Origin of the sequence: Chitinophaga nivalis (assembly GCF_025989125.1) — a bacterium.
GTDB classification, from domain to species: Bacteria; Bacteroidota; Bacteroidia; order Chitinophagales; family Chitinophagaceae; genus Chitinophaga; species Chitinophaga nivalis.
On sequence record NZ_JAPDNR010000001.1, the window covers coordinates 7,113,599 to 7,138,353 of the forward strand.

At 49.1% G+C, this 24,755-nt stretch carries 15 protein-coding genes; 4 read left to right on the forward strand and 11 right to left on the reverse strand.

Annotation, left to right across the window (positions count from 1 at the left end; all coding sequences use genetic code 11):
• Positions 1–18: 18 nt before the first annotated feature.
• From OL444_RS25990 to OL444_RS26020, 7 genes are all read right to left on the reverse strand, one after another.
• Positions 19–1,353 (reverse strand): TldD/PmbA family protein, encoded by a 1,335-nt coding sequence (locus tag OL444_RS25990; RefSeq protein WP_264728656.1) that lies wholly within the window; start codon positions 1,351–1,353, stop codon positions 19–21.
• A gap of 10 nt (positions 1,354–1,363) precedes the next feature.
• On the reverse strand, positions 1,364–3,001 hold the full coding sequence (locus tag OL444_RS25995; RefSeq protein ID WP_264728654.1) for a TldD/PmbA family protein: 1,638 nt from the start codon (positions 2,999–3,001) through the stop codon (positions 1,364–1,366).
• 172 nt (positions 3,002–3,173) lie between these two features.
• The gene (locus OL444_RS26000) at positions 3,174–4,622 is read right to left on the reverse strand and encodes a hypothetical protein (protein WP_264728652.1); all 1,449 of its coding nucleotides are present in this window, start codon (positions 4,620–4,622) and stop codon (positions 3,174–3,176) included.
• Positions 4,619–6,742, reverse strand: a complete 2,124-nt coding sequence (locus tag OL444_RS26005; protein ID WP_264728651.1) for a DUF4175 family protein — start codon at positions 6,740–6,742, stop codon at positions 4,619–4,621. The genes OL444_RS26000 and OL444_RS26005 overlap by 4 nt, the downstream gene beginning before the upstream one ends.
• Positions 6,735–8,063, reverse strand: coding sequence for a BatA domain-containing protein (locus OL444_RS26010; protein ID WP_264728649.1), 1,329 nt, complete (start codon positions 8,061–8,063; stop codon positions 6,735–6,737). Before OL444_RS26010 ends, OL444_RS26005 begins: the two co-directional genes overlap by 8 nt.
• A 6-nt stretch (positions 8,064–8,069) precedes the next feature.
• A complete protein-coding gene (locus tag OL444_RS26015; protein WP_264728648.1) occupies positions 8,070–8,954 on the reverse strand; it encodes a DUF58 domain-containing protein in 885 nt (294 codons plus the stop codon).
• Positions 8,955–8,959: 5 nt separating this feature from the next.
• On the reverse strand, positions 8,960–9,958 hold the full coding sequence (locus OL444_RS26020) for an AAA family ATPase (protein ID WP_264728646.1): 999 nt from the start codon (positions 9,956–9,958) through the stop codon (positions 8,960–8,962).
• Between the two features lie 118 nt (positions 9,959–10,076).
• Between OL444_RS26020 and OL444_RS26025 the strand changes: the two genes are divergently transcribed.
• A complete protein-coding gene (locus OL444_RS26025; protein WP_264728644.1) occupies positions 10,077–10,697 on the forward strand; it encodes a DUF4159 domain-containing protein in 621 nt (206 codons plus the stop codon).
• Here the strand turns inward: OL444_RS26025 and xrtN are convergent, their stop codons facing one another.
• Entirely contained in the window at positions 10,698–12,050 is a 1,353-nt protein-coding gene (xrtN, locus tag OL444_RS26030) for an exosortase N (protein WP_264728642.1), read from the reverse strand. It lies immediately after the preceding gene.
• Positions 12,044–14,563: an XrtN-dependent VIT domain-containing protein gene (locus OL444_RS26035; protein ID WP_264728640.1), complete on the reverse strand. Its 2,520-nt coding sequence runs from the start codon at positions 14,561–14,563 to the stop codon at positions 12,044–12,046. Before OL444_RS26035 ends, xrtN begins: the two co-directional genes overlap by 7 nt.
• Positions 14,564–14,927: 364 nt before the next feature.
• Here OL444_RS26035 and OL444_RS26040 point away from each other — a divergent pair, with 364 nt between their 5' ends.
• From OL444_RS26040 to OL444_RS26050, 3 genes are all read left to right on the forward strand, one after another.
• Complete coding sequence (locus tag OL444_RS26040) at positions 14,928–15,821, forward strand: AraC family transcriptional regulator (RefSeq protein WP_264728638.1); 894 nt, start codon at positions 14,928–14,930, stop codon at positions 15,819–15,821.
• 325 nt (positions 15,822–16,146) lie between these two features.
• A complete protein-coding gene (locus tag OL444_RS26045) occupies positions 16,147–19,215 on the forward strand; it encodes a SusC/RagA family TonB-linked outer membrane protein (RefSeq protein WP_264728636.1) in 3,069 nt (1,022 codons plus the stop codon).
• A 21-nt stretch (positions 19,216–19,236) separates the two neighbouring features.
• Positions 19,237–20,709 (forward strand): RagB/SusD family nutrient uptake outer membrane protein, encoded by a 1,473-nt coding sequence (locus OL444_RS26050; RefSeq protein WP_264728634.1) that lies wholly within the window; start codon positions 19,237–19,239, stop codon positions 20,707–20,709.
• A gap of 121 nt (positions 20,710–20,830) precedes the next feature.
• Here the strand turns inward: OL444_RS26050 and OL444_RS26055 are convergent, their stop codons facing one another.
• The gene (locus OL444_RS26055; RefSeq protein ID WP_264728631.1) at positions 20,831–21,994 is read right to left on the reverse strand and encodes an aldose epimerase family protein; all 1,164 of its coding nucleotides are present in this window, start codon (positions 21,992–21,994) and stop codon (positions 20,831–20,833) included.
• A 234-nt stretch (positions 21,995–22,228) separates the two neighbouring features.
• Complete coding sequence (locus OL444_RS26060) at positions 22,229–24,577, reverse strand: outer membrane beta-barrel protein (RefSeq protein ID WP_264728630.1); 2,349 nt, start codon at positions 24,575–24,577, stop codon at positions 22,229–22,231.
• Between the last annotated feature and the right edge of the window lie 178 nt (positions 24,578–24,755).

The window sequence follows — 24,755 nt, forward strand, 5'->3', positions numbered from 1 at the left end:
CACCACGTTTATTATTCCCTAAACAGCATCTGACAAAGAGGTAAATGTAAAGTCTCTTATCTTCATAGGCGGGATCAGGAAACTGCGATACGATTCTATACTGACACTTCTTTCTGACTTGCCCAATGCTTCTACATTATTGAGCATAATAACCGGGCTTTCGTTAAAACGTAAATTTTTTACCGGGTATTTAATCTGTCCATTCTCGATATAAAAAGTGCCGTCTCTTGTTAATCCGGTCAGCAGCAGGGTTTGTGCATCCACCATACGGATATACCAAAGGCGGGAAATGAGGATACCCCGTTCTGTACTTTTTATCAGTTCATCGAGGGAAGCGGTGCCGCCTTCCATAATAATATTGGAGGGTGCGGGTACCGGCTGTACACCTTTGTGTTGCGCCCAGTACCGGGAATAGGCCAGATTTTTCACTACGCCTTTATCAATCCAGCTTACTTTTTCGTGGGGTAGTCCTTCCCGGCTCCAGGTGCTGTCGGGGAGTTCGGGGTGGAAAGGATCAGAGTAAATGGTAATGCTGGGGTCCATCAGCTGCTCTCCCAAACGATTGCCACCACCGGGTTTGCTCATAAAGCTCCGGCCTTCATCCGCACTGCGGGCATCCAGTCCGCGGAACATATTCTCCAGCATATAGGTAGCGGCCACTGGTTCCAGGATAACGGTATACTTACCTGGTTCAATGGCTTTCGCGTTGGCAGAACCGTTGGCTTTGGCGGCGGCAATTTTTGTTGCTTCCACCGTATCCAGGCGGGATACATCGGTATATCCGCGGGCAGCGAAGCCGGAACCGGTACCACTGCTATTACGGGTGGTAATGGTAAACACCACATCCGTATTGGCTTCGTAGGCGAATAACTCCTTCGAGTTCATCATCGCGCTGAACTGCGTGGCATTCTCAATATATCCGGCAGCTTCCAGGTTTTCCTGTTTAGCTACATTAATACTTCCTGCTACCGCTTCCGCCCGTTGATCGGGCGTAATGGCTGCCGTAGCCGGGTTATATGTTTTTGATTCCTTAAAATCTGTTGGTCCCAGGAGCGGCATGTATTCCGGATTTTCCGGCGCCAGCCGGGCCAGTTCTTCTGCACGGGCAATCACTCTTTTCAGGGCAGCGTCATCAAATTCGTTGATGGTAGCAGTACCTGATTTTTTACCGAAGGTGGCGGTCACCGACAGCGTCATGGTACTGATATCGCCTGCTGTAGAAATCGCATTCCGGGCATAACGTACGTTACCGCCCACTTCTCCCCGGAGAAAAGCTTCACATTCATCTGATTGGGAATAGGAAAGCACTTTCTTCAGCAATGCCTGTGCTTCTTCTTTTTTTAGTATAGCCATGTTCGTGAGGTCAGATTTTTCTTGCTGTGTTAATAACGTTTACACCATTAAAGCGGGTGGTTGCACTACCGTGTGATACGGCGTTGGATTGCCCTGGTTGTCCTTTACCATCATTGAAAGCGCCGCCCAGGCGGTAATCGCTTTTATCGGCAATAGCGGAGCAACTGTTCCAGAACTCCTGCGTGTTGGCCTGATAGGCAACATCTTTCAGCATGCCGACAATTTTTCCTTCTTTGACTTCATAGAAGGTTTGTCCGCCAAACTGGAAATTGTACCGTTGCTGATCGATAGAGAAAGAGCCATCACCGATGATGTAAATGCCTTTCTCCACATTTTTAATCAGATCATCCACACTCAGTTTTTCTTTACCCGGTTGCAGGGATACATTCGGCATCCGCTGAAACTGTACGTCGGCCCAGCTTTGGGCGTAACAGCAACCCTGCGAATGGTCCAGGCCAATGATGTGTGCCTGATCGCGGATCGCCTGGTAGTTCACCAGTACACCGTCTTTAATGATGTCCCATTTACCACACTTCACACCTTCGTCGTCATACCCCACCGCACCCAGTGATCCGGGTTGCAGTTTATCTGCTACTACGTTCACGAGTTTACTGCCGAAATTGAATTTGCCTGATTTCCATTTATCTAATGTGAGGAAGCTGGTACCGGCATAGTTGGCTTCATAGCCCAATACCCGGTCCAGTTCTGTCGGATGCGCAACAGATTCGTGTATAGTCAGCCACAGATGAGAAGGATCCAGAATCAGGTCATATTTACCCGGTTCTACTGATTTTGCTTTCAGTTTCTGTTCCACATCTCTGGTCGCATTTTTCACATCTTCCAGCATGTCGTAGCGGTTGCGGTACCGGGTAACAATCCCATCTACCTTATCTGCTGCAGAAGGCGTAAGATATTCGTATCCCATTCCCACCGGCGCACTCAATGATTTCCGCGTTTCAAATTTTCCTGAATTGCGGTCTGTTCTGGTGACGGTGAAAGTGGGAAATAAACGATGAATATCCTGATCAATATAAGAGCCATCTGTAGAAGCAAAATATTTTTGTTCGTTGATGGAAAGAATAGCAGAGTTCACGAAGTTGGCGCCTCCTTTCAGGGCGGCATCATTCACGGACAACAGCAGGTCTACTTTATCTTTTACCGGTATGGTAAAGGTGTTTTGCACAATGGGAGTTTTCCAGCTTACTTCTCCATATCCCTGTTGCGGCGCCAGTTGTACCGGCGGCGCTGCCACTTTGGAATTGGCTTTAGCCACGGCAACAGCCCGTTCGGCTGTTCTGGCCACTTCTTCCTTTGTGACGTTATGGGTAGCGGCAAAGCCCCAGCAGCCATTGGCAATAACACGTATGCCAATCCCAAAGGATTCTGTGTTGGCAATATTCTGCACCCTGGTTTCGCGGGTTACCACAAACTGATTCAGGTAACGGCCGATACGCACATCCGCATAGGTAGCGCCTTTCGCGCGGGCTGCATTCAGTGCAATGTCTGCCAGTTGTTTTTTCAGTTTAACATCGATACCATCATTCAGAAAACGCGATGGATCAACAGGGTTGCCGAAAGCGGTAAGATTCGGCATCATGAGCGCACCCAGTCCCATAGCGGAAAGCTGGATAAAGTCTTTACGTTTCAATAGACAGTTCCTCCGGTTTAGTTTGATTTAGATTTGTTGATAAAGCAGGTATGTGCAACTAGTAATACAAACAATCAGATGGCACGGCCAGTGTGATTTTTCAAGAGCCCAGACACGATACCTTAACGTAAGCCTAAACTAATTTTTTTTTCTTATTAATTCCTACCGTCTGTCACATTTTCTTCTCCAGCCATAGAAAACCCAATGCACCTAACAACGGTATGATCAGCCACCATGGTGAAAGCCGTACCGTCGTTGTTATTTCGCGCGCCGGTGTTGTTATCTTTTCATGTCGGGGTGCAGCAACCGATAACTGTTGCCATTCGCCGGGCCGGTAAATATACACCCGATGTGTACCCTGCGGTGTTGCCAGCAACTGCCAGCCCGCCTGTAAAGGCCACCAGGTACCGGTTTGCAGGGAGGGCAACCAGGGGTCCTGTGCCATCGCTATCACAGCCTTCCCGGCATATACCACGCCGTCGCCTTTTGTGTCGAGCGTAATCGTCACCGGTTCATTTACCCGGGGTACTGCAGGTTCCAGCCTTACTATTTCTTCTCTGTGTTTCCGGCGTGCCGCTGCTTCCAGCAAAACAGCCCAATACTGCTGATACACGGATTCCTTTCCTTCGAGCAGCCAGTTGCTGGTATTCAGTAACCCGGTTTGAATCCGCCTGCTTTGTCCGGCAACAGCTACGCTCACATATACCCTTCCTACGCTGTCTGTTACCAGGGGTAGTCCCTCCCCGCTGTTATGTACAGCGGCCACCGGGTCGGTTTGCAAGGGAGGTAATATCGTTTGTTGCAGTTGCAAGGCCAGCGGTTGTGGATGTGTACCTGTGCTGTCGGCCTTCCGGATTAATCCGATGCCTGCCTGTTCCAGCTGGCTTTGTATTGTTTTCGTTAAAGATGCCGGATCTGTTATCACTACATCAAATTTGTCCAGGACAGCCGGAGACAGCTGTTCCAGGGATAGTGGCGGCGTATTGCTGAAACGAACAGCATATTTATTTTTGCTAACCAGTGTGCGCATCGCCACAGTGTATCCCTGTTGCGTGAGCCAGTCTGCCAGGAAACGATTTTCAAAATCCGGCGCCGCCGCTAAAATCAGTATAGCCATCGGCGTTATATCCTTTACTTCTACCGGCAGGGGTTGCTGCTCCAGTGTATCTTTTCCTGCCAACGCTGTAATGCGGTATACCGCAGGGCCCAGGTGGAGGGGAATGGTTTTCAGGTTAAAAACAGTTGTGGCACCAGCAGGAATCAGCAAGGAATCCAGTGCGGTATCAAAGCCGCTTAAACGCAGCCATACTTCTTTTTTAGCGGTATTCTCATAGCGCCCCTGTACCTGCCACAGCTGGCCTTTGTGGCGTTGCAATGGCCAGTTGCAGCTAACGATACCGGAAGGTGATGGCCATACAACAGCCGGTATTTTTTCCGGCGCCGGTTGGCGGATCGTCCGCTGAAAAGGGATCGCCAGCAAACATACCGTTGCCACTGCGATGATAGTAGCTATCAGCCGGGCTATCCGTCTGCGCCGGTTGGCACGGTGATATTCCAGCCATAGTAAGATACCTGACAATATCATGCCTGTTACGATGATGATAATATGCCAGCTGTTCATCGGTGTGTGGCTTTAAGGTTATTGAAATAACGGTCTGACAAACCTGTATCCGGCAAACGTTGTCCGGCAGCCGGTTTACGCGCAGGAACGGGGAGCAGGTGTTGTAATCCCTGCTGCGCCAGGGTCAGGTCCTTCGCTGTTATACGGCCCCCTGTAATACGGTATAAGGCTTCGAGCGCAGGCAGGTATAATGCAGGCGCTGCAGCCGCATGCGTACTCAATATCCCTGCCGCCTGCTGCAATACGGTCTGTTGTCCGGAGATAACATCGGGCTTTCCCTGCGATAATACGGAGAGGGCTATACGTACTGCTTCCTGTTCATCTTTTGCCATCTTCGTCTCCTTCCGTATTGCCGGATTGATTTTATCCTGCTCACCGGTCAACCTTTTCTCTGGCTTCAATGGTGTTGTTTTTACGCCTGTTTTAGCCACAAACACACGCGACTGCTGCTGCAGGTCTTTTAACAGGCGGAGCGCCTTATAGGCATAGGGCAATGCTTCCTGTGGCTTATACAACCGTAGCTGCAACTCCGATTTCCACATTTCCGTCAGGGTATTTTTCAATTGTTGTTTTACATGGATGTCCAGGAAGGTGGCATCTTCTGCATTATCATGTTTATCGGTAAACTGATCCAGTATACCGGCGGCATCTCCGAATGAGGCAGGCGTATCTTCTGTAGCGCCGTGATCATGGCCATGATCGTGCTCATGCTCTCCTTCCGCTGCCACCCTTGGGTCTCCGATATTCGACTCCGATTCCTCTCCCAGGAATTTTCCGTAACGCAACCGCAATAATTTCTGATCGGTACCCAGCTCATTACTGCGGGCATTAAACCGTTCTTTTCCCAGCGTGTCTCTTTCCCGGATCAGCTGTTCTGCATCCATGATGATTTGTCGCTGGCTCCGGAAATATTCCGGTTTGAAATTCACGCCATTGACCAGGCCTTCCATACTAAAGAGTTGCGCAGTATCAGGCAAGGTGATGATATAAATGTCGGAGCGGGTTTGTTGCAAGCGGGTATCTGTAGCAGCCACATAAAAGTAGCATTCGTCGCCAGGCTTCATACCCAGGCTGGTCAGCTGCAACAAGCGGTTCAACCGGTAGTGCGCCTCCTGTCGCTGCAGGTTACCATCCAGTGCAATCCGCTGCTCCCGGAAGCGAACCGCTTCTCCGCTGCCGCTGGCAATAGTGACATTGATCCAGGCCTCCCGGATACCATAATCATCCGTCAGCTCCGTTTGTATATTCACTTTGGTGGATTGCCCGAATTCAATCACGGTATAAGGCGCCGGCGTCAATATCTTCACCACCGGCGGATGATCCGGCAATAGCTGCAACTGGTAACGTTCAGACAAAGTATGATTCAGCTGTACCTGATAAAATCCGGAGCGGCGCATTAACCGGGTAGCCGTCCACGTAGTGCTGTCTTTATCCGGTTGTAATGACAGGGTGGTGCTATCGTTGAATAGTAGTACCAACCGGGTCACCGGTATATTGGTCTGCAGTTTCCAATACAGCTGTGCACTGTCTTCTGCGGTAATATGAAAGGAATGTTGTTCCCGCACTGCCTTGCGGGTATAGGCCGGTGGCCGGATTTGTATTTGTACCGCCGTCATGCCCGGTATTGTTTTTTCTGCAGGCACAATCGCCTTTCCCTGCTGTAGTAACGTATCTTTCCATGCAGACCGCTGCACCGCATAATAGAGTACGATGCCAGCCACCAATGCTCCACCGGCCAGCAGGGCAGCCCTTTTCAGTGGCCGGTAGAAAGCAGCGGGCAGCTGCAGTTGTTCCAGTACGGTCGCTACCTTACGGGCCTGTAACTGTTCCAGCAAACTGCCGTTATCAGCAGACCGGAGTAATAAACCGGTACTGTCTTCCAGCGCCGGAAAAGTCTGATCCAGATAACGGGCTACTTCTGCAGGCCGTAATTCCCAGGGGCGTTTATAGCCTATCCGGATACCCAGCAACAGCACTCCTGCGCCGATGCTATATAACGGATATAGCAGCAACAGCGGCAGCGCCACTGCCAGCGACAGCAATACGGTGGTACACCATTGCAGCCTTATCCAGCGGGAACGGATGCGCTCAATCATCGTATGTACCTGTCCGTTAGCCATGGGCCTCCTCCTTTCTTTTGCGCAACGACAGATATCTTTCTATACAAAATACCAGCAAGAGTAATATCCAGACCGTTTTTTCCTGATTGTCACTGATCGTAACAGGGTGCGTTATTTTGTCTGGCGTGATCAACACGGGTTGTAATTGCACGGGATCTATGTTACGCCGATCATGGTGCCCCATAGCCGGCGCGGGAAACATCCACTGTAACAGGTATACCGGGAACTGCTCATTCCACACCCACTCACTCCAGGCAGGATGCAGGTGGGTATATAAAGTATCTCCTTTAGCCAGTAACGTATGGCCATAGCTATCTTTCAGCAAGGCATTATCATTAGCCGATGTTATGATTCGTTTGGTTACCGATATATCCCTACCGGCCCATACAGCACGGTCCTGATTTATTTTGCCGGCAGCATACACCACCTGGCGTGTAGCCTGTATTCCGGCTGGTACCGGTTGCTCAGACAGCCACCATAACCAGTCCTGTTCCTGTGGCAAGGTTTGTCCGGCTTTTACGAGGGTAATATTTATTTTACGCCGGGTGTATTGTTGCACCGCCTGTAAGGCCGCATACAGATAACTCGCATCAGCAGGATACTTTCCGGCGTATACCGTTACCCGGAGCGGCGGAGCAGCCGTTGCCGCAGTATCGTGATATTCATAGCGGGTACCTGTACCGGTACTATATCCTTGTAAGATCCGTGTTCCCCCATTTTCCAACGGATATTGCAACGCATCCCAGCGCTCTGCTGTATCTGTAAGGGCGGCGGTATACCAATGTAAATGCAACGGCAATACCGGCCGGTTGCCCTGAAATCGTCGTAGCTGCTGACCGGTAAAAAGATATACAGGAAGATCTCCCGGTATTTTTTTTGGAAGCAATTGCAAGGTTTGCCAATAAGGTAACTGCAGCGTGTCTGGTGACCAGGTACCCGGTGTGCTGCTTTCAAACGCCGTATCCCAGGCATGTAACTGGTAACCGGCCTGCAAAAGCGAATCTATTACCGGTTTAAAATGCGTGTAGGCAACCGGTTCCACCAGTACCCAGCCTTTTTGGGTATGGGCTGTAAACGGGCGACGCCAGACCGGTTGTGATAGCAGTAACGCCAGCAGCAGGATCAGCAGGCAGCGCAGCAAAAGCAGCCACCATTCTGAAACCCGCTTACTACGTGCATGCTTTACCGTAGCGGCAGCCAACAACTGTATACTACCCACCTTCCGTACCCTGGCTGGCCGGCGGTGCCATAAATGTATAAATACCGGGATCGTGATCCCGGATACCAACAGCATCCATATGGGTTGTAACAGGTATAACAAGCGTTATTATCTTGGTTTATTACGCTGGTTTAAAAAATCCCGCAATGCCTTGTCCAGCGGTTCCTGCAGGAACAGGCTGCGGTAATGAATTCCTTTATTCAGCAACGTGGTTCTAAGCGTGTTGATATATTCGTTTGTATTTTTCGTATAACCGTCTATGTTATGACCACCTTCCAGCATCACCAGCTCTCCCGTTTCCAGGTCTTCCACCGCATCGTATCCCCGGAAATTGCCTTTACACTCTTCCTCCCCTATCACGTGAAATACCAGTACTTCATGTCCGGAGTGAGCCAGTGTTTGCAGCAGCGTCGTAATTTCTCCGTTGCGTTCATAATAATCGGTGATGAACACCAGCAGCTGCCGGGTATGCGGGCCGGTAAACAGATTACGGTAAGCGGTGGGTGTAATAAAGGCGCCACCCGGTTGTATCTGCTCCAGCTGATAATAGAAGCGGGCCATGTGTTGCGCTTCGCGCCGGGGCAATAACGTCTGCAGGCCGGCATGGTGCAACACAGACAAGCCGGCTGCATCGCCCTGCAGGTGCGCCAGGTAGCCCAGTGAAGCTGTCAGGTAACGGGTGTACTCCATTTTAGTGATCCCCGCTTCTTCATGTAACATCGAGTTACTGGCATCCACCAGGAAGTGTACCGATATGCTGGTTTCCATTTCTGATTCCCGGATGTAGTAACGATCGGATCTGGCATACATTTTCCAGTCGAGCCAGCGGAGGTCATCACCTGGCTGATAGCTGCGATACTGACTGAACTCCTGTCCGGCGCCTTTCAGCCTGCTGGCATGGATACCCGACATAAAACCGGCCACCACTGTTTTAGCGGCGAGTGACAGGTCTTTAATAGCCAGTAGTGTTTTTGGTTGCAGCAGGCGGCTCATATCAATCAGGATAAGCGGGTCACGGTACGTTCTATCTGTTGCAGCAGTACGGCGGTTACTTTGTCAGGATATACCCCTTCTGCTTCTGCCCGGAAGTTCATCAGTATACGATGGCGTAATACCGGATAGGCCATGACAGCAATATCATTCATGGTAACGGCATAACGGCCATGCAACAACGAAAATGCCTTGGCTGTCAGGATCAGTGCCTGTCCGGCGCGGGGACCGGCGCCCCACCTCACCCACTCCTTCACATAATCGATCGTTGTGGTATCCGGACGGGTAGCACGTACCAGCTTGCTCACATACTGGACCAGGTCGGCATCAATCGTTACTTCCCTGACCAGCTGCTGTAATTGCTGTATTTCCGCAGCATCCAGCACCGGCTGTACCTGCGTGGTGCGGATACCGGTTGTACCGGATAAGATAGCTGTTTCTTCGTGTTCTGAAGGATAACCTATTTTGATGTACAGGAGAAAACGATCCAGCTGCGCTTCCGGCAGCGGATAGGTACCTGCCTGTTCAATCGGGTTCTGGGTAGCCAGTATAAAGAACGGTTTATCGAGTGCGTAGGTTTGTCCGGCATAGGTGATTTCCGCTTCCTGCATGGCTTCCAGCAGGGCCGCCTGTGTTTTGGGTGGCGTACGGTTAATTTCATCTGCCAGAATAATATTGGCAAACAACGGGCCTTTGTTGAATTTAAAGAAACGTTTGCCGGTAACATGGTCTTCTTCCAGTACTTCCGTGCCGATAATATCTGTTGGCATGAGATCAGGCGTAAACTGTATACGGCGGAACGACAAATGCAATGCCCGGGAAAGTGTGCGCACCAGCAACGTTTTAGCCAGTCCGGGTACGCCTTCGAGTAAACAATGGCCACCGGCCAGCAAGGCTACCAGTACTTCGTCCAGTACGGCTTCCTGCCCTACAATGACTTTCTGTATTTCCTGTTTCAGCTGAGGGAGCTTTTCCAACAATCGTTGTAACGTGTTCTCATTAAGCATAAGCAGTCTTTAAACCTGTCTCTTCGGAATATTCAAATAGGAAGAAGTTTTAAATTATAAATAAAAAGATGAAATTTAAAGAAAAAATAGACTGGCGGTAACAGCCAATGATAAACGCATGCAAGGGAATACATTCACGTTTGTACGATTAAGATACCGTTCCGGCGACTGGGATACCGATCAGCGTATGCCGGCCAACATACTCAATTCATTGATTGAGTATACCACCATCCCGGTAACACCGCAGGAAAAAGTAATTGATCTCAGCAGTCCGGAAATATTCCGGTATCCGTTCTGTTATCTGAGCGGACATAAACTGGTACAGTTTGATACCGCAGAAGCGTCGAATTTCAAGCAATATGTACAACGGGGGGGCTTCGTGCTGGTAGATGATTGTAATCACGATATAGACGGCTTATTTGCCCGTTCGTTTGAAACGCAGATGAGTAAATTGTTTGGGCCCACTGCCTTAAAAAAGATACCTAATACCCATGCCATCTACAATAGCTTTTTTCATTTCGAAAAAGGACCACCCAATACCACTTTTGAGTTGAACGGCTGGGGAGACGACCTGGTGCATGACTACCTGAAAGCCATTACCGTCAACGATCGTATCGGCGTATTATACAGCAACAAGGATTATGGCTGTGAATGGGATTATGATTTCCGCAACAAACGTTTTCTGGTAGAAGACAATACCAAATTCGGCGTTAATATTATCATGTACGCCATGCAATAATCAGGGCATGCCCGGTATCAGCTTTGCCTGCAGCAACGCTTCTATTTTCTTATCCAGTATAGCCGGATTATCCGCCGTAATATTCACCAGAAAATACGGATGACCATTACGGAGGGCATCCCATCTCCATTCCAGCTGGCTACAGCTTTTCCGGTAGCCGTTGTCGTACCACCAGGCGGTATACAACGTACTGTTCTCTTTCCGTAACAGGCCGGTATACATGGTAACACCATATTTCTTTTCTTCCTTCACCTGCTGAAAATCAAAACCACTTCCTTTCCAGCATATCATCGGCTGATGATCTGTAAAATAAAATCCGGGAACCGGCTTCACATACACCAGGCTATGGGTGGCTACCATTTTGGTAATTCCTTCCGATAGTAAGGTGGTGGTATATTCCGGCAAGGTATTTACCCGTAGTGGTGAAGCATGGCTATCGGTAGCTACTGCCGGTGTTTTACAACAAACCAGCACCACGCCTATGCCAATGATCCCTTGCAGGATATATCCGCGTTTATATCCGGGATGTTTTACCGGCGTTGCCCGACTGATTTGGCCGTAACGTTTCACCAGCCAGCCCGTACCTGCCAGTAGTGGCAGTATAACATAAAACAGCAACGAAAGGATGCCCATCAGCTCATGTGCCATGGTAGCCGGCGGATAACCAAATTGTACGAGACAAACAATCCGGGACAGGTTGGCCAGTATATTCAGTAACAGTACACCCGCCAGTAAAGCGGCCAGGAGATATAGCGGTAATTGTTGCTGATACCGGCGTTCATACCATCCTACCAGCATCACTGCGCACAGGAATGACACCGTGAGCAGTTGCAATCCCATACAGGCAGTGTCTACACTGAACTCTTCGTTATGCAGGAGGATCATATTGCCGGAAGTAGTCACAGCCCCATTCAGTAACGACAATATTTTACCGGCAATACCGGTTAGCCATAAACGCAGCGGAAAGCTGAAGATACCGGCCGCATAATCCATTGCCGGCGTAATCAGGATGGCGGTGATAAAGGTAAGCCGGTTCAGGCGGCCGTACCCATACTCTATGACAAAAAATACAGCCGCCGCCAGGGTCGCATATTTGAGGGTCATTACCGGCAACTGCCAGGTGAGCAACAACAATACGATGGCTACATATCCACATCGCGAACTCCCCTTCACGGTATTATCGATACGCACCACGGTGAACAGGGTTATCAAGGCCAGCAGAAAAGCAGCGGTGCGCCAGGCAAAGTAATGTTGCAGCTGCCAGCAAGCCAGTACGATATACAGTAGCAGCCAACCGGCAGATAACCATTTACCCGTATTTATTTTTTTACGTATAGCCGGTAGTGTTAGCATGTTATGGTTTTCTTTCTCCGGAACAGTTTTTCAAATCTTACATATATCAATACCAGCATGGCGATGGAAAAAAGCCCCCATTCATGCGGCTCCGGTACCGATCCGTGGCCCTGCAATGCGGCATTTTTCAGGCTATTCACATCATTGCTGATATCGAACCGTTCGTAGTCGGCCTTTGTTTCCAGTACGATCAGGCTCGATACCGGCGACACTACATACGCCTGCTTCGCTACCTGTATAAGAGCGGAGTCGTAGCGGTTTTGTTCAGCGATGGCACGCATGCCCAGTTGCCGCATAATATCATTATAGGCAAAGAGCCGGGCCAGGTGATCCGGCGCTGTAACGGGTACACCTCCGGCCGATTGCACAATCCGGATACCCGCATGATGCAGTACCAGCTGCTGCGCGTTTTCCTGTGGCTGCAGGAAACTGTGTTTTTGCAGCTGCGACAACAGGTCTGCCGGCGTTCCTTTTTCATACAGCAACACACGTGTATCCCGTAAGGTGGTGAGATAAGGAGAAGCCACTTCTCCGATATCATAAACCCGCACCCTGTGTTCTTTCAGAAAATCATACACATGCCAACGGAACCTCGTTTCTTCCAGTTCATCGAGTTGCGGAGAAATGCCATTGGAGGCCGTGATCACCAGGGCTTTTTCCGGGTCAGGTATTTTGTAGAAAGGGAATAACGAAAACCGGTACCGGCGCAATTCTTCAAACAGCGTTCCCTGGTTATCGCGGGTGATCAGGATCATCCCTTTCTCCGGATGTGCTACCCAAACCTGCTGTTGTTGTAACAGGCGGCAGATGTTGTTGTAATCTTCCTGCTTCCACCCGTTGTTGATATCCAGGTAATACTGTTCCGGTACAAAAGTAGTATAGGCAGGTTGATAGGGCAGTAACGTATAGTCTTTTCCGTTAAAATGGAAGGAGCCATTGGTCAATCCTTCTTCTGCAAAGCTGAGTGTCCAGTCAGCGTTGTAGGTGCCATGGTAAGTAACCGTTTTTTCCTGGCCGCTATGGAATCCGGCGGGCAATTGCATACCGGATGGCCAGGTATCGAAGCGCAGCGATACATCCTGACCGGCCTGTTTACCGGAAGGTCCTTCCAGCCATACGGGCGTATAATGCAGGCGTTGGTTTTCCAGCCGTAGCGGCGTAGTCACGCCCAGTTTGAATGTTCTTTTCTCCTGTTGTTCTACCGGAAATACCCGTACTACTACGCGGTTGCCTTCCTGCCAGTGTACCACGGAGGGATCGCGGTATTGTACGCCTACGATGGTGTCATAAGCCTGGGTGGCTTTCTCTTTTGTTGTCAGTATTCCTTTTTCTTCGCGGTCTTTCATCCACAAAGACAAGGAAGTTACGACAGCGCCTTCCGGCAGGTGGAAAGTATAGATCGCTTCCTGCTGGCCGGACCATCGTTGCTTTGGCTCATTTGCTACCGTGATGGTGTATTCCGTATAGGCGATATGTAGTTTTGGCCATACATCTGCACGGGCGGTTACGTGCGTGGTTACCAGGTCTTCACCGGACCATAGCCTCTTTTCGGTATAGTGGCGTTTATCATAAATAACGTCCAGTATTTTCAACCGGTCAGATTCCGGGATAGCTGTTGTACCACTAAAGAAAGCAGCCGTCATAAAGAGGGGATCATGGCGGGAACCATCTTCGTATATCCTTGAGGGTAAGTTCATAAAATCGCTGCGGCTCTCTCCGTTTTCCGGACTGGCGTACACCACATCTGTCTTGAGGATTTTTTCCGACATACTACCCGCAGGCAGTTGCTGCGCCACAGTGAGCCAGGAAACCATTTCCGGATCTTTCTGCATGTCTGCTTCCCGGTAAATCCGGTCTGTTTCATTTTTATCCACCACATAACAAACACAATAAGCTATGACAAAACATGTCGCTACGGCCAGTGCCCCCAGATACAACCACCGGTATATCCGGTGGGGCCAGATCATTTCCTTTATCACACTCAGGTTATACAGGAAAATAAAAACAGGAGAAAAGGTATATACGGAGATCCCCAGCGCCAATAATCCCAACAAACTGATAAGGTACATACGCATGAGGTAACAGATAAGGTATACCGGTATCAGGAAAGTAAGTCCCATCAGGATACACTGGAGGTACCGGACGGCTTTGGGCATGTGCTCAAAAAAGGGCCACAACAGGATATTCATACATAGCAGCGTTGCCATAACGATGTACCACCCTACCGATTCGCGGAACACATCCATTTCTCTGTTCAGGGAATAGGCGTTTATAAAAATAATCACGATGAATACCGACATCACTTTCCTTCTGCCCGGCCATGCTTTCAGGTACTTCCCCAACAATAACAGAAAAACATATAACAAACTGACCACGTGATTGATCAGGAAAAAGGGGGCGGTGATGTCAGCCGCAATTACCAGAGGTAACAGCAGGCCGGCCAGGGCGGGCAACAGGGCTATTAATCCTACCTGATAAGGCATAGGGAAGGCTTTCGCCAGACGGTTATCCATGTGTCGGATTTTAAATACCCGACAAATATATGCAACAAAAAGTACTTTGCATTACAAAGTATAAATAAATTTTAAGACGCAGCTGCCGATACACACATCAAACATGCCGGATTATGCGCTTATTTTGCAGCTGTCATATAATTACTACAGGTATAAAATAAAGGCTGTGTAGCCGACACTATTGCCGGCCCACAGCTCAATAGAAGGGGGTACTGTTGCTTTTTTACAACACCAGTATGTTTGTCAAAAGTAGGTGGATCCTGTTTGAAATAATTGTTGGTTTTTAATCACTTTTTCTCAGATATTGACCTATCTTGAGGTCGAAATAACCATATCAGGTTAATAAACGCAGCATTCCACAACCATGAAAGTACTACAGTTTACCATTCCCGTAGCGCATGATAAAACCATCATGACACAAAAGGATGTAATGCCTTTTTTCTATCCGCATTTGCACAGACATGAAGAAATACAATTAACCTGGATACAGCATGGCCACGGCACCCTCATTGTTGAAAACAATATGCATGCCTTCTGGCCCAACGAAATTTACTGGATAGGCAGCAACCAGCCACATGTACTGAAAAGTGAAATTCCGCCTGCCGGCGGTAAAAACAAAAAAAACGTACAGGCGCTCACGTTATTCTTCAATCCGGATGGAAAATTATCACCGGTACTGGCCTTACCTGAATTCAAAAAAATCAGTGCTTTTATCACACAATGCAAAAGCGGATTTAAAATACCGGAATCCTTTGTAGCAGATATCTCCAGCCGGATGCTCCGCATTCACCAAAGTCAGGGTATTCCGCAATTCCTGGCATTCACGGAATTACTGCATCTTTTTCTGCAGATCAAAAGTCCGGAGCCGCTGATTTCCGGTTCGCCGCTATCGGTAGTCAACGAGCAGGAAGGTATCCGTATCGGCTATATCTACAACTATATCATGCAGCATTATGATACAGATATCAAACTGGAAGATATTGCCAAGGAAGCGCACATGACCCCACAGGCTTTCTGCCGGTATTTCAAGAAACATACCCGGCTTACGTTTGTTTCGTTTCTCAATGAAGTGCGGGTGAATGAAGCCTGTAAAAAGCTGGCCGGCGGCTCGTTCGACAGTATCGCCACGGTAGCCTACAACTGCGGATTCAATAGCATCGCCAATTTCAACCGGGTGTTTAAAACCGTTACAGGTAAATCGCCCCGCACCTACCTGCGTGAGTATGAAGAAATCGAAGAACATGAGCAACCTACCTGATCGTCATTAATTAATGTACAGTTAACCTGCTGTCCTATCCGGATCAGGCAGGAGCTCCTTACATTTGGTTCGCTATCTTTGCTGCGGCAGGTCCTCTCCTGCCGGTCAGCAACAGCGCTTTGAAAAACCGGCTGTTTCATCCACGCTTATTAATACCCAAAAAAATCCTGTGAAGATCCGGCCCCGTGTCATGTGGCAGATGCAATAACGATTTAGTCAGGTACTTCTCCACCTGTCCAAGTCTATCGCCCCCACATTATCAACCAGCAACGATAAACCTTAAAACGCTATACCATCTTTACTCATCAACTATTCATCTTCGACTATGCAACATTTCCTATTAAGAAAACTATGTCTGCTGCCGGTTTTACTGTGCCTGGCTGTTGCCACCTTCGCACAAAGCAGTATTACCGGCAAGGTTACCGGTGCAGAAGACGGCCAGCCACTGCCCGGCGTAAACATCACCGTACCCGGTACCAGCAGTGGTACCACTACCGATAGCAAAGGACAATTCCGCCTGCAGTTACCAGCTGCCGCCACTACCCTCTCCTTTTCCTTCCTGGGATATGAACCACAGGTAGTGCCGATTGGCAACAAAACCACGTTAGCAGTAAGCCTCAAGTCCACCAGCAAAGGGCTGGGCGAAGTAGTGGTAGTCGGTTACGGCGTACAAACCCGCCGCGATGTTACCGGTACCATTGCTTCCGTAAAAGGCGCCGATATTAAAAACCTGCCTGTCAGCGATGCGGCGCAGGCCATGCAGGGCCGCGTTACCGGCGTAGACATTGTACGCTCCAACGCTACTCCCGGCGCCGCCCCCAGTATTCGTATACGCGGTACCGGTACCATCAACAATGCCGATCCGCTGGTCGTCATAGATGGGGTACCTTCCACCAGTATCAGCGACGTCAATCCCAATGATATTGCTTCCATGGAAATCCTGAAAGATGCTTCTTCTTCCGCCATCTATGGTACCCGTGCAGCCAACGGTGTTATCCTCATCACCACGCGCAAAGGCAACTACGGCGAAAAGCTGAAAGCCTCCGTTAACGTATACCATGGTACTTCCAACGCCATCCGTTATATCCCCTTGCTCACGGCGCCGGAACTGGTAGCCATGAAACAGGAACGTTATACCAATGATGGCGTGCCCATAGATCCTTTCTGGAAAAATCCCTATTACGCCGAACAACGCACCGACTGGCAACGGGCCCTCCTCCGTTCCGGCCAGGTAACGAATGCAGATGTGAGTCTGCGGGGCGGAAACAACGTTTCCAACTACCTGTTCAGTGCTGGTTATTACGACGAAAAAGGCATCATCGCCAACAGTTATTTTAAAAGATATACTGTACGCATCAACTCAGAACACAAGCTGGGTAAACGCTTCAAAGTAGGCGAAAATCTACAGCTCACCTATAAACAAGACAACGGGTTTAATACCTCTTCGTCCCAAACCGGTCTTATTTTCAGTGCACTCCGCTTTAATCCCGCTATCCCCGTAAAAAATCCGGATGGCAGTTATGGCTCTTCCAAGGCCAGCAATGAACTCGGTGATATCAACAACCCGCTGTTCACTACCGAAACCTCCGACGGGTGGATAAAAGCCTATCGTATGCTGGCTAATATCTACGGCGAACTGACCATCCTTGATGGCCTCACGCTGCGGGGTAACTACGCCTACGAAGGCGAACTGAATACCCAATACAGTTTCCTCCCCAAAGTGCTGCATCAAACCCGCACGCGCGACCGTGCAGAATTATGGAATCGCAGTGAAACCAATGGTACCCAGATCGGTGAGATCTTCATGACCTATAATAAAATACTGGCCCAACAGCATCACCTGACCTTCACCGGTGGCTATTCCCAGCAATACAGCAACGGCTACTTTTTCCGCGGTGACCGCTGGGGTTACAACGATGAAGCCACTGATCAGCGGGTACTTGACAACGGCAACGAAATACATGATGCCACCGGTAATTTCAAACCGGAGTCTGGTCTTGCTTCCGCTTTTGTACGGGGCTTTTATGGCTTCCGCAACAAATACCTGCTGACCGTTACCTTCCGGGCCGATGGCTCTTCCCGTTTCGCACCCGGTAAACGCTGGGGTTATTTTCCGGCTTTCTCTGCCGGATGGCGCATCTCTGATGAAAGCTTTTTCAAAGAACACGTGAAATTCGTCAGCAACCTGAAAATCACGGGTGGCTGGGGACAGCTGGGTAATCAAAACGTAACGGAATTCCAATACCTGGCGCCGGTTAATAAAAACAGGCGCTATAATTTCGGCGATAATCCCTTTACCGGTATCTGGAATTCCCGGCTGGCCAATCCGGATATTACGTGGGAAAAAGCAGAGATGACCAACATCAGTCTGGAAGCTGGTTTCTTCGACAATAAACTGAATACCACCATTACCTGGTTCAACAAAAATACCCGCGATATGCTGGTACCGGCACCGGAACTGGATTTACACGGTACCTCCGCTATTCCGGACCGCAACCTCGGCCAGCTGAACAACAAAGGCTGGGAAATAGAAGTAAACTACACCGGCGGTAATGAACAGTTTCATTACAACATCGGCGCCAATGCTTCTTTCATTAAAAACACAGTACAACAGTTATACGATCCGAATTCCTTTATCGGCTCAGCCTTGTATGGCAGACAGGAACAGGAAATTTCCCGCACCTATGCAGGCGAACCGCTGGCGGCCTTCTATGGCTGGAAGACAGGCGGCATCTACCAATCGCAGGCAGAAATCGACACCGATCCCAATATCAGCAAAGATCCCAAACGGGCTAAAATCAAACCAGGCGATGTACGCTTCCTGGATATGGACAACAACGGTATCATTGATGAAGAAGATCGCGTAAACCTGGGTAACCCGAACCCTAAAATGGTATATGGTATTCAGGCCAGCGCCAGCTACAAAGGGTTTGACCTGAACCTTTCCTTTGCGGGCGTCAGCGGCGTACAATTGTATAATGCAGACAAGATGCAGGGTATGGACAACAACGCCCCTTTTAACCTCTATGCAGATGCCCTGAACCGCTGGCATGGCGCCGGTACCAGTAACAGCGTACCCCGCATGACCCTCAGCAACGACAATCAGAACAACCGCACTTCCGATCGTTTTATTGAAAACGGAGATTACTTTACCCTGCGGAATGTTTCGCTGGGATATACGGTTCCAGCCAAAGTATGGGGCCATACCGGTATACAGGATATCCACCTATATGTGGCCGCGCAAAACCTGTTCATGCTCACAGGCTACTCCGGACTGTCTCCCCAACTGGGTTACAATGGTCCTGTTACGGATGGTAACCGCCAACGGGGCGTAGATGTAGCCGCCTATCCACAGGCACGGAGCTTTACCTTCGGCGCGACCCTCAACTTTTAATCACTCCTGATAAACATTATTATGCAACGGATTAAATATATCACCGGAATACTTTGTGCAGCGTTGTTGTTTACTGCCTGCAAAAATGTACTGGACCTTCATCCCCAGGGAAATTATACCACGGGTAATTACTGGCGTAATCAAAGTGATGCCGTAGATGGTATCACCGGTATCTATAATATTTTACTGGAAGAAGATTTTACCGGATTCAATGAATTTGTTTTTAACAACTGTTCTGATGATCAGGTACGCGGTGGCGACCACGACTATGATGCGGCTATTGAAAGCTTTTCCTATGATGCTTCCACCTATAGTGTAAGGGTAGGCTGGAGATGGAAATATGAGCTGATCAACCGCGCCAATAATGCCCTCATCTATATCCCGAAGATTACAGATATAGATGCCGCCATTAAAAACCGTTGCCTCGGAGAAGCCCGTTTCCTGCGTGCTTTTGCCTACTGGCGTTTGTTGTTGATATATGGAGAAGTACCTGTTATTACCACCGAAAATGTAACGGCTGGTAATTACAATCAACCTAAAAAAAGTATCAGCGAAATACGGGCACTCATTGAAAACGATTTATTGGAAGCAGCGAACCTGTTGCCTGAAACCTACAGCAGCAATGATAAAGGGCGGGTAAGCAAAGGAACGGCCTGGGGCCTGTTGTGCAAATTTTACCTGTACGGCGATCAGCTGGATAAAGCTATTGAATATGGCAGCAAGGTAACAGGCAATGCCCATTATGCACTGGCGCCCAACTATCAGGACAATTTCAGCGTAGCTACCGGCAACAATACCGAAATGTTGCTGGCCGTGCAAACACTGGACGGTGCGGGCTATTCCGATTTCAGCACCTACCATGCACCTCGTGCCTGGGGTGGCTGGAGCTTCTTCTATCCTACCAAAAGCCTGGTGGACGAATTTGAAAATGGCGATCCGCGGAAAGACATCTGTATCATGAAACCCGGTGACCGTATCAATATAGGTACAGAAACCGCTACCTATACGGCCGATCTTTCCTGGAGCGGTTACCACTACAATAAGTTCACCAGCTGGAAGCCTTCCGGTGGTTTGAATTACTCTTTAAAAACACCTTTGTTAAGATCTGCAGATGTATACCTGCTGGTAGCAGAAGCCAAAATACGCAAGTCTGGTCCGGGTGCCGGCGATGCGGAAATCATGGCAGTACGTAAACGTGCGGCAGCCAGTTTACCGGCTGTCAGTGGCGCTGATATGAAAGCATTGATGCATGAGCGCCGGGTAGAACTATGTGGAGAAAATGAGCGGCATCAGGATCTGATCCGCTGGGATAAGGCGAAGCTGGTAGATATTGCGGCTATCTACAAACAACCCAAGCTGGCCTATAATGGTGCGGAGATTACCCGGGGCGGGGCGGCGCGTACCTTCCAGCGGCCCAAACACTACTACTTCCCGTTACCGCAAACAGACATCGACCGCAGTAAAGGCGTACTCGTACAAAATCCTAATTACTAAATACGGATGATAACAATGAAAGAGGTGGTATCCTATGATACCACCTCTTTTGTTTTACACGACAACCTCATTATTAATTTATCCTTATTTCACAGGCAGGGTACCAATGAATCGACAACTATTATTTTGTAGAGAAAGTATACACGGTCGTTTGTGTATAGGTTTCACCTGGTTTCAGTATTACTTTAGGAAACGCCGGCTGGTTGGGTGAATCCGGAAAATGCTGTGTTTCGAGGCATAATCCGGCATGTTGTACATACTTTTTACCGTCGCGGGTATGGGTAAGGGTGCCATCCAGGAAGTTACCGGTATAAAACTGAATACCTGGCTCCGTGGTGGCTACTTCCATCAAACGGCCACTGTTGGGATCATAGAGGGAACCGATGGTTTCCAGTACGCCTTCTTTTTTGTCCAGCACCCAGTTATGATCATATCCTCCTTTCACCTGCGCTATTTCTGCGCCTATTTTTTTAGGATTGGTAAAATCCATGGGCGTACCTTTTACCGGCTGCAGGCGGCCATCCGGAATGAGCTGGTCATTTACCGGTGTATAGCGGCTGGCTTTCAGTGACAGTTCCTGTCCGAGGATGGTGCTGTCTTTACCGGCAGATAAATTAAAATAGGTGTGGTTGGTCAGGTTGATGGGTGTGGGTTTATCGGTAGTGGCCTGGTATTGGATCTGCAGGGCATTCGCAGGCGTTAGGGTGTAAGTAATGCTCGTCTGCAGGTTACCGGGATACCCTTCTTCCCCGTCTTTACTGAGGTAGGTGAGCCGCAGGCTGCTGTCGCCGGCCTGTTCTGCGTTCCATACTACTTTATCGAATCCTTTGATGCCGCCGTGCAGCGTGTTTGCATGATCGTTGGCTGCCAGCGGATATTCCTTGCCATCCAGTTTAAATTTAGCCTGGGCAATGCGATTCGCGTAACGACCAATCAGGGCGCCGAAATAGGGCTGTCCTTTCTGCTGGTAACCTGCCAGGTCATCATAGGACAATACCACATTTCCTTTCTCTCCGTTTTTATCGGCTGTAATAATATCGGTAATAATACCACCATAGTTCAGGATTTTTACCGTTGTACCGGCCGCATTTTTCAGGGTATATTGCCGGATCTCCTGTCCGTCGTAGTTGCCGTAGCTGGCGGGGGCTGCTTCCTGGCTGATTGCAGCGGAATCGGTAGCGTTACTGCCCTCCACCTGCCTGGCGGAGGTATTACTGTTGCAGGAAGCCAGCATAGCGCTACCTGCAAGCAATAGGGCGGGGAGCACCCTGAGGTTGATATCCATAACGTATTGCGTATTGGGTGATAAAATGAATATTAAATATCGGGATAATCTCCCGAACCTCAAACAATTTACGCAAAACTGAACAGAATGAATGCTATGGATACCTCACCATTTCCGTATTAACATTTCACCCCAACATCATCTTCTCAAAAATAAAATAATTGTCATTATAACAATTAAAATATCAGTTTAAAAACAGGGCATTTTCATATCCTGAAAATGCCCTGCAAATACTTAATGCGCGCGGCCTCTTTCTTCTTCGTTACCAGCTGTATGTTTTTTCACTTTCAACTGGCTGTTACCAAATTTATAATTGAGGGTAAGGCTTACGCTGCGATATACCTGGAAGTTCACATACCGCTGCGGCAGGTTATCTACCGTTGTATATAATATAGGCGCAGAAGAAGCCAGCAGGTCGTTACCATTCAGGGACACCGCCAGCTGTTTTTTCCACGTGAGCCATCTCAGGCCCAGATCCAGTTTATAGTAGGTATTGGTTTTGCTGACATGCTGTACTTCCGGAAACTGACACCAGAAATTAACGGCTGCACTGAGGGTACCGCTGCGGTTCAGGCTAATATTATTGCTGGTAGACACATACGCACTGAAGGCCCGCAGGCTGGCAATCTGCGGCAGGGCGGACACGGCAGCGGTATGATATATCGTCAGCTGATTGGTGCTTTCCAGCCACGACACCGGATTCAGTGTAATCGTTTCCGTTATACCGGACCGGTAGGTGGTGATAAAGTTCAGGGGTGTTCTGTATACCAGATTGGTGTCCGGCCGGGCAATCGTAACATTTTCAAAGCCATTATTGGTAATACTTAAAAAGGCGGTAGTCCGGAATATACGGGCGGTATGCGACAACTCAATATTGGTATTGTATTCCGGCTGCAGGGCCGGATCGCCCTGAAAATAGCTATAGGCAGTCGTCAGCGACTTATAGGGATTCAGCGCCCAGAAATCCGGCCGGCTGATTCTTTTATTGTAAGCCAGCGCCCAGGTCTGTTCATTGCCCGGCTTATAAGTGACCAGTAAGGAAGGGAACAGTTTCAGGTAGTCGCGGTCATGTTGCTGCTGCAACATATAGGAATACCCGGAAGTACGCGTCCACTCTCCCCGCAGCCCGGCCATGATATTCCATTTGTCCAGCGATTTTTCCGCACTCACATACAGCGCATTGGTATACTCCTTATACAGGAACTCATTACTGCGTGTACTGTCGAACATCCTGCCTTTAGCCAGTATCCTGTCGTAGAAAGCATTGCTGTAGTTATTGATATAGCTGGTTTTAAAACCGGCCGTAAAGTTCGCCACGCGACCGGGTAATTCCAGATCTGCTTTTAAGGTGTAGATATTGATGCGCTGTTGGGCGGTAGTGTAATACAGTGCCTGTCCCCAGGGCGTTGCTACACCACCGGGACTATAGCTGTTGCTTTCAAAATCGGATTCATCGGAACGGTCGAAATTAAAATAATCCGCATCGATGGACAGTTTACGACCCACAGTATCCAGATTTGTCACCAGGTGCAGATTGATCGCATGGTTGAAAGCTACGGGATTATACACAGCATAGGTACGTAATACCGAGTCTGTCTGCCCGCCCTTATTCAACAACGGATTAAACACATGGTCTGACCCCGTTACCTGTACCGTACCGCCCATATAGCCGATACCGATCGTTGTAGCTGGACTCAGCTGGTAATCGGCGCCCAGCGACACGTTGGCGCTGCGGATTTTATAATCGCCGGTATCCGATAATATCCAGGAACGGTCCGGATAAAAAACGGATGTTTCAAATCCTTCGAGGATACGGCCGTTGTATAGATTCGCATTGCCATACAGCGACCAGTTGTTGTGATTGTAATTGAGGTTTCCGCCCAATGACTCATGGTCGAAGTTGCCGCGTTTATAAACACCCTGTACACTACCGGTATATCCTTCCCGGCGGTTTCTTTTGAGCACAATATTAATGAGCCCTGCATTGCCTTCTGCATCATAACGCGCCGGCGGATGTGTAATGACCTCAATCTTCGCGATATCGTTGGCAGACAGTGAGCCCAGATAACGGGCCAGGTCTTCGCCGGACAGCTGTACCAGGCGGTTGTTGATCATTACCCTCACAGCGCCTTTACCGGCGACAGACACACTGTTGCCGGATACTTTCACACCAGGTATCCTGGAAAACAGGTCCATCACATTATTACCTGCCGCGGTAATATTGTTTTCCACATTAAAGATGGTGCGGTCTGCCTGCTGTTCGATCGTAGGGCGGCGACGGGAGATCACCACCTCTCCGAGGCTGGTGACAGCCGTTTCCAGCACTACCTGTATGCTGGTGTCTTTGTGAAGTACAAAAGGTATGAGGCGTGGCTGATAACCAATCGCCGCAATACTCAGCTGATAGGCATGGCCGGATTTTCCTTTCACCAGAAAAACACCGGTGCTGTCGGAGAATGTCTGGCCGATTGTTTTTCCGGCAGTTGTAATGGCGATAGAGGCAAAAGCAACCGGTTGTCGTTGCTGATCGGTAACGGTGCCGGTAATACGTTGCTGGGCAGTGGCCAGCATCACATGCATCATTAAAAAAATTAGTACCGCAAATGGTTTACATGTCATAGGTTTCCTTATTCTGATTAGCCAACGAACAAAATAGGGCAACAAAAAACAAAAGCGGTATTAATGTGATAAATGGCAGGTATGGGATCAGCTACCAGCGCATGCTACTGCAATATATCATCATAAGTGTACACACATTGCA